The 13,739-nt window shown below is 72.6% G+C and carries 12 protein-coding genes; 10 read left to right on the top strand and 2 right to left on the bottom strand.

What is annotated here, in order from left to right:
• Positions 1-58 precede the first annotated feature (58 nt).
• From ACIPAE_RS13700 to ACIPAE_RS13710, 3 genes are all read left to right on the top strand, one after another.
• The gene (locus tag ACIPAE_RS13700; RefSeq protein ID WP_366411077.1) at positions 59-850 is read left to right on the top strand and encodes an ECF transporter S component; all 792 of its coding nucleotides are present in this window, start codon (positions 59-61) and stop codon (positions 848-850) included.
• A gap of 99 nt (positions 851-949) precedes the next feature.
• Complete coding sequence (locus ACIPAE_RS13705; protein WP_402445094.1) at positions 950-1,999, top strand: HD domain-containing protein; 1,050 nt, start codon at positions 950-952, stop codon at positions 1,997-1,999.
• A 123-nt stretch (positions 2,000-2,122) separates the two neighbouring features.
• Positions 2,123-2,782: an MSMEG_1061 family FMN-dependent PPOX-type flavoprotein gene (locus ACIPAE_RS13710; RefSeq protein ID WP_402445096.1), complete on the top strand. Its 660-nt coding sequence runs from the start codon at positions 2,123-2,125 to the stop codon at positions 2,780-2,782.
• Positions 2,783-2,879: 97 nt separating this feature from the next.
• Here ACIPAE_RS13710 and ACIPAE_RS13715 read toward each other — a convergent pair whose 3' ends face one another.
• A complete protein-coding gene (locus tag ACIPAE_RS13715; protein WP_329369980.1) occupies positions 2,880-3,305 on the bottom strand; it encodes a helix-turn-helix domain-containing protein in 426 nt (141 codons plus the stop codon).
• 75 nt (positions 3,306-3,380) lie between these two features.
• Here ACIPAE_RS13715 and ACIPAE_RS13720 point away from each other — a divergent pair, with 75 nt between their 5' ends.
• From ACIPAE_RS13720 to ACIPAE_RS13740, 5 genes are all read left to right on the top strand, one after another.
• The gene (locus ACIPAE_RS13720) at positions 3,381-4,301 is read left to right on the top strand and encodes an NADP-dependent oxidoreductase (protein WP_402445098.1); all 921 of its coding nucleotides are present in this window, start codon (positions 3,381-3,383) and stop codon (positions 4,299-4,301) included.
• Positions 4,302-4,570: 269 nt separating this feature from the next.
• Entirely contained in the window at positions 4,571-5,611 is a 1,041-nt protein-coding gene (locus ACIPAE_RS13725; RefSeq protein ID WP_402445099.1) for a serine hydrolase domain-containing protein, read from the top strand.
• A 496-nt stretch (positions 5,612-6,107) separates the two neighbouring features.
• The gene (locus tag ACIPAE_RS13730; protein ID WP_402445100.1) at positions 6,108-6,932 is read left to right on the top strand and encodes an LLM class F420-dependent oxidoreductase; all 825 of its coding nucleotides are present in this window, start codon (positions 6,108-6,110) and stop codon (positions 6,930-6,932) included.
• Positions 6,932-7,363: a TIGR03668 family PPOX class F420-dependent oxidoreductase gene (locus ACIPAE_RS13735; RefSeq protein WP_366411025.1), complete on the top strand. Its 432-nt coding sequence runs from the start codon at positions 6,932-6,934 to the stop codon at positions 7,361-7,363. Before ACIPAE_RS13730 ends, ACIPAE_RS13735 begins: the two co-directional genes overlap by 1 nt.
• A 527-nt stretch (positions 7,364-7,890) precedes the next feature.
• Positions 7,891-11,088: a family 78 glycoside hydrolase catalytic domain gene (locus tag ACIPAE_RS13740; protein ID WP_402445103.1), complete on the top strand. Its 3,198-nt coding sequence runs from the start codon at positions 7,891-7,893 to the stop codon at positions 11,086-11,088.
• Positions 11,089-11,135: 47 nt separating this feature from the next.
• On the opposite strand, the gene ACIPAE_RS13745 is transcribed toward ACIPAE_RS13740, so the two are convergent.
• Entirely contained in the window at positions 11,136-11,309 is a 174-nt protein-coding gene (locus ACIPAE_RS13745; RefSeq protein ID WP_329369990.1) for a hypothetical protein, read from the bottom strand.
• Positions 11,310-11,989: 680 nt separating this feature from the next.
• Between ACIPAE_RS13745 and ACIPAE_RS13750 the strand changes: the two genes are divergently transcribed.
• Complete coding sequence (locus ACIPAE_RS13750; protein ID WP_402445105.1) at positions 11,990-13,084, top strand: hypothetical protein; 1,095 nt, start codon at positions 11,990-11,992, stop codon at positions 13,082-13,084.
• The gene (locus ACIPAE_RS13755; protein WP_402445106.1) at positions 13,081-13,692 is read left to right on the top strand and encodes a hypothetical protein; all 612 of its coding nucleotides are present in this window, start codon (positions 13,081-13,083) and stop codon (positions 13,690-13,692) included. The genes ACIPAE_RS13750 and ACIPAE_RS13755 overlap by 4 nt, the downstream gene beginning before the upstream one ends.
• The last annotated feature ends 47 nt before the right edge of the window (positions 13,693-13,739 follow it).

A 13,739-nucleotide genomic window follows, 5' to 3' on the forward strand; every position in this document is an offset into this window, starting at 1 on the left:
GGCCGCGGGGAACCGTACGACCGGGGAGCGCCGCACCAGCGCGGTGCGGCTGCACGCCATGGCCACCGTGACCGTGGTGCTCGCCGCGTTCATCGGGGCGGTCGCCTTCTTCTGGCCGTTCGTCGTCGCGCCCGGCCGGTTCGGCGCCTCCTACGCGCCGCCGCTGATCTTCGGGGTGCTGCTCGTCCTGGTGCTCGCCGTCGTCTTCGCGGAGATCGCCGACGGCGGCATCGACGCGAAGGCGCTGGCCATGCTCGGGGTGCTCTCCGCGGTCAACGCGGCCCTGCGCCCGCTCGGCGCCGGAACCGCGGGCGTGGAGACCGTCTTCTTCGTCCTGGTGCTGGCCGGCCGCGTCTTCGGCCCCGGCTTCGGCTTCACCCTCGGCTGCACCTCGCTGTTCGCCTCCGCCCTCCTCACCGGCGGCGTCGGCCCCTGGATGCCGTACCAGATGTTCGGCTGCGCCTTCGTCGGCATGCTCGCCGGCCTCCTCCCGCGCGCCCGCGGCAAACGGGAAGTGCTGATGCTGGCGGTCTACGGCTCCGCGTCCGGCTACCTCTTCGGCTTCCTGCTCAACCTCTCCTTCTGGCCCTTCTCGCTCGACCCCGGCAGTTCCCTCGCCTACCTGCCCGGCCTGCCCTTCACCGAGCAGTGGCACCGCTACCTCGCCTTCGACGCGGCCACCTCCCTCGGCTGGGACACCGGCCGCGCCGTCACCAACTTCGTCTGCGTCCTCGTCGCCGGCCCGGCCGTCCTCACCACGTTCCGCCGCGCGGCCCGCCGCGCCAACTTCACCCCCGCGATCCACTTCACGGACCCGCTCCCGCCGCCGGCCCCGACCCCGCCGCAGTGACGCGTCGGCGACGCGCGGACGGCGTCCGCGGGTCCGGGTATCCCCGTATCCGCCCATAGGTTCCTCCGTCCCACCGCCCGTCCGGCCTAAAGTGACCGGGTGGACAGCCGGAAGGATCAGAGCGCGTCGCAGGGCGCCGGGGCCGAGAGGGCCCGGCCCGTCCCGACCAACGTCGTGGGCCTGGCCGCGGAGTTCACCGACCCGCTCTGGCGAGTACCCGTGCGCCTGACCCCCGTGGAAGTCGACCTGCTGCGTACCGAGCCGCTCCGGCGCCTGCACTTCGTCGCACACGCGGGGGCCTCGACGATCAGCACCTTGCAGTCGTACTCCCGGCTGGAGCACACCCTCGGTGTCCTCGCGCTGGTCGCGCACTTCCGTCCGCGGGACGAACTCCTGCGGGTCGCCGCGCTGTTGCACGACATCGGCCACCTGCCGTTGAGCCACACCTTCGAAGGCGTCCGCGGCCTCGACCACCACGCCATCGGCTTGCGGTTGCTGCGGACCGACCCGATCCGTGGCGTGCTGGAGCAGTACGCGATCCGTGCCGAGGACGTCGCCGTCGCGCTCGGCGGGCAGCCCGCCTCGCCCCTCACCAACCGCTCCGGGCTGCTGAACCTCGACCATCTCGACTCCTACGTGCGCAGCGGACGCGCGGCCGGACGTCTCGATGCCGATCCCGCCGTGCTGCTGGGCCGGCTCGTCCTCAAGGACGCCGCGGTGTCGGCGGACCGCGAGAGCGCCGCGTCACTGGTCGGCCTGGTCTGCGCGGAGGCCCGGCTGCATACCTCGTGGGACAACGTGGGTCCGGTCGCGGTGGTCCGGCGGCTGGCAGGCCGGCTGCTCGACCACACCACCCTCACCCCCGACCGGCTGGCCCGGATGACCGATCCGCAGCTGTGGTCCGCGTTCGACGCCTGCGCCGCCACGCGCGCGGAGAGCGCCATGATCCGGTACGAGCCGCACCGGTTGCGGGTGACGGTCGGGCATGCCCGCGGGGATGGTTGCGGCGGGGACTTCTCGCTGCGCAAGATCTACCGTTCCGCGCCGCTGGTGGAAGGGCAGCCGATCGAGGTGTCCGCGCCCGCGCTGGCCGCCGAGTTGGACGCGCTGGGTTCGCTGGCCACCGACTTCCATGTCCGGTGGAGCTGAGTGCCCGCTCGCGGTGCCGTCCCCACGTCTCCGCGTCCCCGCGTCTGCACGACTCCACGTCTGCCACGACTCCACGTGCATCGGCCAAGTGCGGGCGCGGGGCGGCCGGTTAGGGTCGATGGCATGACGACGTCCCTTGCCGGCAGCGCCTTCGACTCACTCCGTCTCGACGCCGTGCGCGACCAGGACGCGCTACGTCGGATCTACCAGCCGCCCAGCGACGCGGCCGTGCGCAAGCAGATGAACGAACTCACCGAGCAGACACGCCGGTTGATCGGCTGCTCCTCGCTGGTCCTGGTCGCCAGCGCGGACGCCGACGGCAACTGCGACGTCTCCCCGCGCGGCGGCCCCGCCGGGTTCGTCGCCGTCCTGGACGCACGGACGGTGGCGATACCCGACGCGACCGGCAACAAGCGGCTGGACACCCTGCAGAACGTCATCGCCACCGGCCGGGCCGGGCTGCTGTTCATCATCCCGGGGCGCACCACGACGCTCAGGGTGAACGGCCGGGCCTGCGTCTCCACCCGCCCGGAACTGCTCTCCCAACTGACCGCCGTCGGCAAGCCGCCGGCCAGCGCGCTGGTGCTGGGGATCGAGGAGGTCTACCCGCACTGCCCCAAGTCGCTCATGCGCAGCGCGGCCTGGAAGCCGGAGGAGTGGCTGCCGGCCGACGCCCAGCCGGCCTCGGCCGAGGTGACGCTGGCCCAACTGCGCAGGCCGGAACTGACGATCGCCGACATCGAGCAGGCGGAGGCGGACTCGCTGAAGTACCGCTACGAGTAACGCCCGGACCCGCGCGAGCCGCCCACCTCACGGGTCGCTCTGATTCCGGTGGCCCTGACTCCGGATGCCGTGATTCCCGGGGACCCGAGCCCGCGGCTCACGGACCGGGTACGGGCGGCGCCGCTGCCACGCCCTGGTCGTAGTCCGTGCGGGCGCTCTGGACCTCCTCGATATGGCACTCGGCCCATGCCTTGATCGCGGTCATCACCGGGAGCAGGCTGCGGCCGAGCGGGGTGAGCCCGTAGTCCACCCGGACCGGCACCGACGGGGTCACCGTACGGGTGAGCAGGCCGTCGCGTTCCAGCGTCCGCAGCGTCTGGGTGAGCATCTTCTGGCTGACCCCGGCGATGATCCGGTTCAGGTCGCTGTACCGCCGCGGCCCGTCGGCCAGCGCGTTCAGCACCAGGCTCACCCACTTGTCGCTGATCCGGTCCAGCAGTTGGCGGGCCGGGCAGGTGGCGAGGTAGGCGTCGTAGGCAGCGCGCTCGTCGGCGCGGCGCTGGGCGGCGGTGCGGGTGGCCATGGCACTCCCGGGTCGGGTAGGCACTCCGAAGTGCGTACTTCCCGATGGAGAGTAACACTCCCTAGGTTCGTGGTCATGAGAGCTGTGATCGTTCGTTCCTTCGGCGGCCCGGAAGTCCTTGAGGTGGCGGAGGTGGCCGTGCCGGAACCGGGTGCCGGCCAGGTCCGGATTCGGGTCGCCGCCGCGGCAGTCAACCCGGTGGACCTCCAGACCCGTTCCGGCGCGCTCGCGGCGGGCGGCCTGCTCCCGGAGCGGGCGGTCATCGGCCTCGGCTGGGATGTCGCCGGCACCGTCGACGCGCTCGGGCCCGAGGTTGTCGGCTTCCGACCCGGCGACGCGGTGATCGGGTTGTCCGACCGGCTGGCGCTGCCGCTCAAGACGCAGGCCGAGTACGTGGTGCTGGACGCGGACGCGGTCGCCGCGGTGCCGGCGGGCACCGACCTGGTGGCTGCCGCGACCCTGCCGCTGGGCGGGCTCACCGCTGCTCAGGCGCTCGACATCGCTCGCGTCGAGCCCGGCGACACGCTGCTGGTCACCGGAGCGGCCGGGTCGGTGGGCGGCTACACGGTGCGGCTCGCCGCGCTGGCCGGCGTGCGGGTGGTCGCGGTCGCGGGCGGCGGCGACGAGGAGTTGGTGCGCGGTCTCGGCGCGGAGTTCTTCGTGCCGCGCACCGCGGATCTGCCCCCCGCGGTACGCGACTTGGTACCGGGCGGTGTGCACGCCGCGGTCGACGCGGCGTCCGTGGGCATGCCGGTGCTGGACGCGGTGCGCGGCGGGGGCTCGCTGGTCGGTGTGCTGGGCAACGCGCCGACGCCGCTGCGCGGCATCCGGGTGGGCAACGTCTGGATTCGCGCGGACGGCTCCCGCCTCGCCGAGTTGGCCGCCGCAGGGCTGCGTCCCCGGGTCGCCGACGTCCTGCCACTGGACGAAGTCGCCGAGGCGCACCGCAGGTTGGCGGCGGGCGGCCTGCGCGGTCGCCTGGTGCTGGTGCCGTGAACGGATGTCGTGGGCCGATGAGGTGAGCTGATGTCGTGGGCTGACGCGGTGAGCCGACGCGGTGGGCCGACGTGGTGAGCCGCTGCCGTGCGTCGACGTGGTGGGCTGACGTGGTGAGCCGGGACGTCCGCGGAAGCCGCCCCGTACCGGGGAGTTGCCCCGTACCCTCGGGCCCCAGTTCGTCGGGGGCCTTCCCCGGACATGTTCGCCGATGTTCGCCGCCCGCGTAGGGGCTGCGTCTCCCGCACCGGCCCGTGGATGATGCGACGATGACTCAATTTAACGCGGTCGAGGGAGCGTTGGCCGAGGTCGTGTCGCAGGGGCGTTGCCTCGGTGCCGCACTGCGCGTGCTGCATGACGGCGAGGAGGTCCTGGACCTCGCTGTCGGTGACGCCACTTCGACTCAGGCGATGGCGGCGGACACTGTCGTGCCGTGGTTCTCGGCATCGAAGCTGGCGGCGACCGTGGCCGTTGCCCGCGCCTGGGAACTGGGCCTGCTGCACCCGAACGATCGCGTCGTACAGCACCTTCCGGAGTTCGCCGGACCTGGCAAGGATGACATTCGCATCGAGCATCTCCTGACCCACACTGCGCCGTTGCGGGCCGTCGACCGTGAGACCGGCCGACGGTTCGCCGACGGCAGGCATGCCCTGCTGGAGTTGGTGCTGCGCGGTGACGCCGACCCCGATTGGACGCCTGGCACCCGAGCGGCCTACCTCGGCCACGCCGGGTATCTGCTCCTCGACGAGATCGTACGACGGGGCAGCGGGCGACCGTTCGCGGACTTCCTGCACCAACAGGTCGCTGCGCCCCTGCGGTTGACCTCTCGACTGGGGGCTCCTCCCGGCGCCGACGTCGTCGACGTGCCGTGGTTCGGCCCGGCCGAACTGGCCTCCCGCGTCGCGCGTTTCGACGTCAGCATGGGGTATCCCAGCGCCTGCGTGGCGGGCCCGTTCGGTGATGCCGCGGAGATCTGCGAGATGGTACGGCAGGTTGGTACACGGCACGGCCGACGTGTCCTCTCGCCCGAGACCTGTGCCGCCTTGGTCACCGATCAGCGACCGCCAACGCTGATCGACGAGTCCGCCGGGTGCGCCCGGCGCTGGGGACTGGGCATGGTCCTCGCCGCTGAGAACTTCGGACCTGCCTCGCCTGCGTCCTTTGGCGCGTTGGGAGGAACGGCGTGCCTGGTCTTCGCAGATCCTGAAGCCGGCCTCACCGTCTCCCTGTATTTCAACGGGAACACCGGTGCCGCCGACAGACTCAGCCGTGACCGGCGTGTCATCGACGCGCTCTACCGCGACCTCTGACAACGCGGACGCCGTAGGCCATGAGTGCCGATGCGCAGACGGCGTCCAACGGACGGCCACCCCCCTGCGCGGCGCCCTCGAACCGCTCGGCTTCCCCGACGCCGCACCTTCGCCTGCGCCCACGGCACGTACAGCGGCCACCTCGTCGACGACCCCGACGACCTCCAGCCGGCAGCGGGTCGGTACGACTCCACGCGGCCACCTGCCGGATCAGCCCGTAGGCCAACGCCACGAGCCCGCTGATCGACAGCAGCACGCCGGCGGGGTCCAGTGGCCGCCGGGTGGGGCTCCGTCAATGCCGACGGCACGCACGTGCTCGCCGATGGTCCACTCCGGCGTCGACCTGCCCGCCGGTACGGCGCCCCCGGTGCGGCCCCACCGTCGCGGCCCCCTCCGGGACGTCGGCGTCGTGATCCACGGCCTCCGGGTGATATTCCTGTACGGGGAGTGCCGGAGCGTAGCGCTCCGCGCGAAAGAGCGATGAGGAGCCAGCTGTATGAAGTTCGGGATCTCCACGTTCATCACCGACCGCAGCATCCGCCCCGCGCCCCTGGGGCGGGCCCTGGAGGAGCGGGGGTTCGACTCGCTGTTCATCGCCGAGCACAGCCACATCCCGGCGGACCGCCGCTCGGCCTACCCCGGCGGCGGCGAACTGCCCGAGATCTACTACCGCACCCTGGACCCGTTCGTGGCGCTGGCCGCGCTCGCGACCGTCACCGAGCGGCTGCTGGTGGGCACGGGCATCGCGCTCGTCGCCCAGCGCGACCCGATCCACACGGCGAAGGAGGTGGCCTCGCTCGACCTGATCTCCGGGGGCCGGGTCGTCTTCGGCATCGGGGTCGGCTGGAACCGCGAGGAGATGGCGAACCACGGCACCGACCCCGCCGTCCGGGGCCGGCTCGCCAACGAGCGGCTGCGCGCGATGATCGAGCTGTGGACGAAGGAACAAGCCGAGTTCCACGGCGAGTTCGTCGACTTCGACCCCGTCTACGCGTGGCCGAAGCCGGTCCAGCAGCCGCACCCGCCGATCTACGTCGGCGGCGGCCAGGGCGCCTTCCCCCGGGTCGTCGAACTCGGTGACGCCTGGCTCGCCAACAGCCTGCCGCCGAAGGTGCTGAAGGAGCGGATCGAGGAACTGCGCGCCCTGGCCGGCCGCGACGTCCCGGTCACGGTCTACGCGGCGCCCGTTGAGCCCGAGACGATCGAGGCGTACGCGGAACTCGGCGTCGAGCGGGTGCAGTTCTACCTGCCGTCCGACCCCGAACCGGCCGCCCTCGCGCATCTCGACCGCTGCGCCGAGTTGGCGGGCCGCTTCAGCTGATGCCCGCGCTGAGCGGAACCGAGGCACGCGAACGGTTCGCGGCGTCCCCGATCGCCCGGCTGGCGACCGTGGACGCCGCCGGCCGCCCGCACCTGGTCCCGGCGGTCTTCGCGGTGGCCGGGGACCGGCTGGCCATGGCGGTGGACCACAAGCCCAAGCGTTCGCCCCGGCTCAAACGACTCGCCAACATCCGTGCCAATGCGGCGGTTTCGCTGCTCGTCGACGGCTACCACGAGGACTGGGACCGGCTGTGGTGGGCCCGCGCGGACGGGCGGGCGCGGGTGCTGCCCCCCGCCGCGCGGTCCGCCGAAGCGGCGCGCCTGACCGCCCTGCTCGTGGCCAGGTACCCGCGCCACTACGCGGATCGGCCGCCGTCCGGCGAGGTCGTGGAGGTCGTCGTCACCACGTGGACCGGCTGGCGCGCGACCTGATCCGCCGCGCCCGCGCGGCCTGATCGTACGGTCGGTCCGGCGCGACCGGATCGTACGAGTCCGCGGCGCCCGATCGTACGGGGCCGGCGCGACCCGAACGTACGGTCCCGCGGCGCCCGATCGTACGGTCCCGCGCGGATCGGTCCCGCGTGCCCCGGCACCCGGTCGTACGGTCGGCGCGGCGCGACCCCGCGCCTGCACGCCCCCGTCCGTACGGTCCCGCGCGCCCCGATCCCCACGCGCCCGTGGCACCCCGCACCACCGGTTCCCCCCATAGGGCCGCCGACGGACCGCCCGCGCTTCCTCTGTACGCGCCGAACCGCCTGATGTAACGTCGCCGACGTACATGAGGCTTGAATCGATTCAAGCAATCGTTTCTCCTCGCCGCCCGCCCCGGAGGTGCCGCAGTGTCGCCGTCAACGCAGAAGCCGGAAACGGCTTCGGCCGCGGTCCCGACCGGGGCCCGGGGCCGTACCCGGGGGAGCCGGGCCGGGGCCGGCCGGGGCCGGGGGAGAAGCCGCGGCGCCGTGGCCGCGCTGCTCTGCGCCGTACTGGCGCTGTTCCTGCCGGCCGCGGGCGCCCACGCGGCGTCGCCACGGCTGAAGGTGACGGACCTTCAGGCGGACTACACGGCACACCCGTTGGGCATCGACGACGCCCACCCCAGCCTGAGCTGGCAGTTGGGCTCGCCGGTCAACGGCGCGCGGCAGACGGCGTACCGGATTCTCGTGGCGAGCACGCAGGACCGGCTCACGCCGGGGCGCGCCGACGTGTGGGACAGCGGGAAGGTCGGCTCGGCCGCGTCCGTGGGCGTGCCGTACGGCGGTCCCGCGCTGCGCTCCTCGCAGCGCTACTTCTGGACGGTCCAGGTGTGGGACGGCCAGGGCGCCGGGTCCGGCTGGGCGCCGTCCACCTGGTGGGAGACCGGGCTGCTGCACGCGGCCGACTGGCAGGGCGCGCAGTGGATCAGCCCGGACACCGCCGGGCAGGGCAACTGGTCGGACTTCGACCTGGACGTGGACCTCACCATTCGCAAGGGCGCGGCGAGCGTGCTCTTCCGCGCGCAGGACGCGAGCAACCTGCTGATGTGGCAGATCAACTCCGAGGTCGACCCGGGCAAGGTCATGCTGCGCCCGCACGCCGAAGTGGGCGGCTCCTTCAGCCACATCGTGCCCGACGTCGACGTCAGCCAGGTGATCACGCAGCAGAACGTGGGCGACAAGCACCACTTGAGGATCGAGGCGGACGGCCCGACGATCAGCACCTGGATCGACGGCACCCTGGTGAACACCCTCACCGACCACACCTTCACCCAGGGCACGATCGGCTTCCGCGTCGGCGACTCGACCGAGGACTCGCTCTACGGCGCGCTCGCCGTCCACGGCCTCGACGGCAACTCCCTCTTCTCCGACGACTTCGCCGCCGACCCCGACCCGTCCTTCCCGCAAGCACAGGTCGACAACGGCCAGTTGGAGCCCACCTCCGGCATCGAGTTGCTCGACACCAGCCCCGCCGCCCCCATGCTGCGCCACGACTTCACGCTCGGCGGCAAGAAGATCGCCAGTGCCCGCGCCTACGTGGACGGCCTGGGCCTGTACGAACTCCACGTCAACGGCCACAAGATCGGCGACGACGTCCTCAGCCCCGCCGACACCCCGTACGACCAGCGGGACCTGTACCAGACCTATGACGTGACCTCCCAACTGCGCTCCGGCGCCAACGCGGTCGGGATCTGGCTCGGCAACGGCTACGGGCCGCGGTTCAGCCCGTACGGCTTCCGGTGGCTGGGCCCGAAGCAGGCGACGATGCTGCTGGAGGTCACCTACACCGACGGCACCCGCCAGGCGGTCACCACCGGCTCCGGCTGGACCTGGTCGAACGGCCCGATCACCGCAGACGACATGTACGGCGGCGAGACCTACGACGCGCGCCAGGCCCAACCGGGCTGGGACAGCCCCGGGTTCGCCACCTCGGACCAGCACCCGGTGACGGCGGTCGCCGCGCCCGGCGGCAGCCTCGTCGCCGACGACGTCCCGCCGGTGCGGGTCACGCGGACGCTGCGCCCGGTGCGCGTGACGCAGCCCCAGCCCGGCGTCTACGTCTACGACCTGGGCCAGGACATCGCGGGCTGGGAGCAGTTGCGGGTGAAGGGCCCGGCCGGCGCCACCGTGCGGATGCGCACCGCCGAGGAGGTCGGCGCCGACGGCATGCTCGACACCAGGACCAACCGCAGCGCCGCCGCCACCGACCGCTACACGCTGGCCGGCACCGGCCGCACCGAGACGTACGAACCCCGCTTCACCTACCACGGGTTCCGCTATATCGAGGTCACCGGCTACCCGGGCACGCCCACCCTCGACTCGATCTCGGGACGGGTCGTGCACGCGGACGTGGCGTCCACCGCCACCTTCGACTCCTCCGACCCGACGCTCGATCGGATCTGGCAGAACAACCAGCGCACCATCCTCAACAACTCGATGAGCCTGCCCACCGACAACCCGGTCCGCGACGAACGCACGCCCCCGGGCATGGACGTGCAGGCGTACCACGACGCCTCCACCAGCGAGTTCGCGATGGACCGCTTCTACGCGAGCTACCTGCGCGACATGCCGCCGGGCACCGCGCTGCCCAACGACGCGGGCAACGCGCAGAACCCGGACATGGGTGGCGACCAGATCTCGCTGGCCTGGACGCTCTACCAGCAGTACGGCGACAAGGCCACGCTCGCCGCGATGTACCCGGCGATGAAGGCGTTCGTCGACAAGAACGCGACCGACGTCCCCGGGCACATCTGGCCGGCCGACCACGGCTTCGGCGACTGGTGCCCGCCGGTCTACGGCCCGGGCGTCAACGGCGGCCTCGGCAGCCCGGGTGTCGGCTCCTGCACCAGCGAGGTCTCACTGGTCAACACCGCGCTGTCCTACCTCCAGGCGTCCGACACCGCGCTGGCCGCCCAGGCGCTCGGCGACACCGCCGGCGCCGCGCACTTCACCGGCCTCGCCTCGGACATCAAGGACGCGTTCAACGCGGCGTTCCTCAACTCCGCACACGACGGCTACGCCGACGACCGGCAGACCACCAGCATCCTGCCGCTCGCCTTCGGCATGGTCCCCGCGGCCGACCTCACCGCCGTCGGCGACCAGCTCGTCCACACCATCACCGTCACCAACCAGGGCCACCTCGACACCGGCATCTTCGGCACCCGCTACCTGATGGACGCGCTCACCGCCATCGGCCGCACCGACCTCGCGACCAGCGTCCTGGACCAGAAGTCGTACCCCGGCTTCGGGTACGAGATCGCCCAGGGGGCCACCACCGACTGGGAGGAGTGGACCTACGACTCCAGCATGGAGTCCCACGACCACGCGATGTTCAGCGGCATCAACGCCTCCTTCACCTCCGTGCTCGGCGGGATCAGCGCGACGAGCGCGGGCTACGGCACCCTCGCGGTCGCACCCCAGGTGCCCACCGGCCTCACCCACGTCTCCGCCTCGGTGCAGACCGTCCGCGGCCCGGTCACCTCGACCTGGACCCGTACCGCCCGCTCCTACGTACTCGACGTCACGATCCCCGCGAACGCCACCGCCACGGTCACCGTCCCCCTCCTCGGCTCCCCCGCCCCCCACCTCCACTCCACCCCCGGCGCCCACCTGTCGCGCCTCACCCCCACCACGGCCCGGTACGCCGTCACCTCGGGCCACTGGCACTTCACGCTCACGCGGTGACAAGGATGGCGGGTGAGGGCGCCGTGCCCTCACCCGCCGGAGTCGAACTACGCCTGGTTCGTGCCGACGAGGTACGACATGCAGACGCTCGGTGATATCGCCTTCGCCATCGCGGGCGGGGTCGCGGCTTCCGCGGTGGTGGAGAGAAACCCCACGGAGAGCACGCCGGCGAGAATGGCGGAAACGGCCAGAAGACGCGGCGAGAAGACAGGCTTGTTCACGGACGTGGTTCTCCAAAGAGCTTCATCTGAGTTGACGCGTGGATTTCAAGGCAGCGCAATCGAGCGCAAGCCACGGTGATCGCACGCTGCTTGCAGAGGAGGCGGCTTCCGGGCGGGGCAAGCTTGGCCAGGCATGCCCATGGGGGCGCCGGTCCGTCGGCTCCAGCTGATGCGTGGGGAGCTTAGCCTAAGGATCACCTGGCGCCTAACGCCCTTGGCCCATGAGGCAGTTGGCGCAAGGGGCGCGATAGGATGCGGACCTGCTGACGGCGGCTCCGGCACCCCTCGGCCCGGACAACCACTGGCCAGCGGTTCCGGGGCCCTCGGGCGCCCCGCAGGACCGCGCGGGCCGGGTGGGGTGGGGGTCCCGCACCCGGGCGTCAAGGCCGCTGCAAGCTCCCTGCAAGGAATCCTCCGAACCCCTCGGGTAATTCCCCGACACGGCCCGATCAGGTGCGCCGAAACCGTCGGCGCGGGTGGGGTCGAGTCGCCCGGATCACGGGGTCCGGGCAGGCGGAGGGGGAGTTTCTATGCACGCCGAAATCGGCCCGGAAAGGCCGATGGATTGGGAACGCGAGCAGTGGATGACGGTTCGCGGCTGCAAGAAAGTACTGGTGATCGCGACGACGCTGACGTACGCTCAGCGGCTTTCGGACATCATCCCGATGTTCGATTCCGATATGAGGGTGCAGCTTTTCTTCACCGTGGCGCCGCACGCCTTCAGCGAGGGCGTGACGCGGTTCCTGCGCCGGCTCGGCGCCCCGGTGATCCCGTGGGAGCAGGCGGTGCGGGGCGAGTTCGACCTGGCGCTCGCGGCGGGCTGGGAGCACATCGACCAGGTCCGCGCGCCGCTCGTGCTCTTATCGCACGGCGCCGGCCAGATCAAGGTCCAGCGGGTCTGGCGCGGCCGGCCCGGCCAGGAGCGCCCGCCGGGCATGCTCAGCCGGGACAACCTCACCCGGGACGGGCGGGTGATCCCCGCCGCGGTGGCCCTGGCCCACCGCGACGACCTGGCGACGCTCGCCCGGAACTGCCCCGAGGGCGTGCCCGTGGCCACGGTGGTGGGCGACCCGGTGTACGACCGGCTCGTGGCGAGCGTGCCGCACCGGGAGGAGTACCGGGCCGCGCTCGGGCTCCGCACCGGGCAGGAACTGGTGCTGGTCTGCAGTACATGGGGCCCGGGCGCGTCCTTCTCGGCGCTGGACGAGTTACTGCCGCGCCTGCTCAGCGAGTTACCGCGCCGCCGCTACCGTGTGGCGGTGCTCACCCACCCCAACATCTGGGCGGGGCACGGCTGGCGGCAGGTGCACGCGTGGCTGGCCGACTACCGCCGCAGGGGCGTCGCGCTGGTGCCGCCGGAGGCCGACTGGCGCGCGCTGGTGGCCGCGGCGAACTGGGTCGTGGGCGACCACGGTTCGGTCACCTCCTACGCCACCGTCACACCCGCACCCATCCTGCTGGCCCGCTACCCGTACCGCCGGGTCCACCACGCCTCACCGGCCGCCGCCCTCGCCCGGATCGCCCCGGCGCTGGTGACGGCCCGCCCGCTGGAGACCCAACTGCGGTACGCGGCAGAGGAGTACCGGCGCGCGGAGTACGAGGCCGTGGCCGCCCGGCTCTCCTCCGAACCCGGCCGGTTCAACCAGCACGTCCGCGCGCTCGTCTACGGGCTGCTGGGCATCGGGCGGCCCGCCTACCCGGTGCCGCCCGAGCCGGTTCCGGCGCCCGCGCCGCTGGACCGGTGGACGGCGGACGCGAGGGGTGAGGCGGCATGACGCCGCGGCGAAGGGGTACGGCGCCGCGCCGCGCCGTCGTGGCCGTGTACCGGCGGCAGGAGGCAGGCGGTGCGAGCCGCCCCGACCGGCTGATCGTCGTGCGGGAGTCTGCGTGCCCGCGGGTCACCGTCCGGCGGTTGCCGGGTGGCGGGCGGCCCGCACCGGGCAAGGTCGTCGACGAGCACGTGAACGCGGAACTGGTGGCGGGCTCGCCGTGGACGGAGCGGGCGGACATCCTCATGCTCGGCTGCGCGCACCGACCCGATACGGCGGTGCGGGTGGCCGGCGAGATGCTGGCGCGGTTCCCCGGCTGCCTGGTGGCGGCGGTTCCCACCACCGGCGGCGGCTGCGTCGCGACGGCCCGCGACGGCCAGTGCGTGGCCGTGGCCCCGGCGGCCGGGCAGCGCCCGCCGACGGCCGACGAACTGGCCGTGGCCGTGTCGTGCCTGCACGCCGAACTCGTGCTCGGCGGTTCCTGGGCCGGCGTGAGGGCGATCTGCCTCTCGGCGCCCGCCGGGCCGCGGGCGCCGCAGGGCGGTCAGGTGCGGCTCAGGCCGCACCCGGCCCCGCCGGCGGGCGCGCCACCCGGCGACCGCCTCCCGGCGTGAACGAGGCCGCGCCGATGCGTACTTCCCGCATCGGCCGGCACCCGCAG

Origin of the sequence: Streptomyces sp. NPDC087270 (assembly GCF_044744625.1) — a bacterium.
In the GTDB taxonomy this organism is placed as follows: Bacteria; Actinomycetota; Actinomycetes; order Streptomycetales; family Streptomycetaceae; genus Actinacidiphila.

Excerpts from the sequence above, each read along its gene's own strand:
- ACIPAE_RS13700 (WP_366411077.1), top strand. The coding sequence starts at position 59 with ATGGCCACCGTGACCGTGGTGCTCGCCGCGTTCATCGGGGCGGTCGCC.
- ACIPAE_RS13710 (WP_402445096.1), top strand. The coding sequence starts at position 2,123 with ATGACGACGTCCCTTGCCGGCAGCGCCTTCGACTCACTCCGTCTCGAC.
- ACIPAE_RS13715 (WP_329369980.1), bottom strand. The coding sequence starts at position 3,305 with ATGGCCACCCGCACCGCCGCCCAGCGCCGCGCCGACGAGCGCGCTGCC.
- ACIPAE_RS13720 (WP_402445098.1), top strand. The coding sequence starts at position 3,381 with ATGAGAGCTGTGATCGTTCGTTCCTTCGGCGGCCCGGAAGTCCTTGAG.
- ACIPAE_RS13725 (WP_402445099.1), top strand. The coding sequence starts at position 4,571 with ATGACTCAATTTAACGCGGTCGAGGGAGCGTTGGCCGAGGTCGTGTCG.
- ACIPAE_RS13730 (WP_402445100.1), top strand. The coding sequence starts at position 6,108 with ATGAAGTTCGGGATCTCCACGTTCATCACCGACCGCAGCATCCGCCCC.
- ACIPAE_RS13735 (WP_366411025.1), top strand. The coding sequence starts at position 6,932 with ATGCCCGCGCTGAGCGGAACCGAGGCACGCGAACGGTTCGCGGCGTCC.
- ACIPAE_RS13750 (WP_402445105.1), top strand. The coding sequence starts at position 11,990 with ATGAGGGTGCAGCTTTTCTTCACCGTGGCGCCGCACGCCTTCAGCGAG.
- ACIPAE_RS13755 (WP_402445106.1), top strand. The coding sequence starts at position 13,081 with ATGACGCCGCGGCGAAGGGGTACGGCGCCGCGCCGCGCCGTCGTGGCC.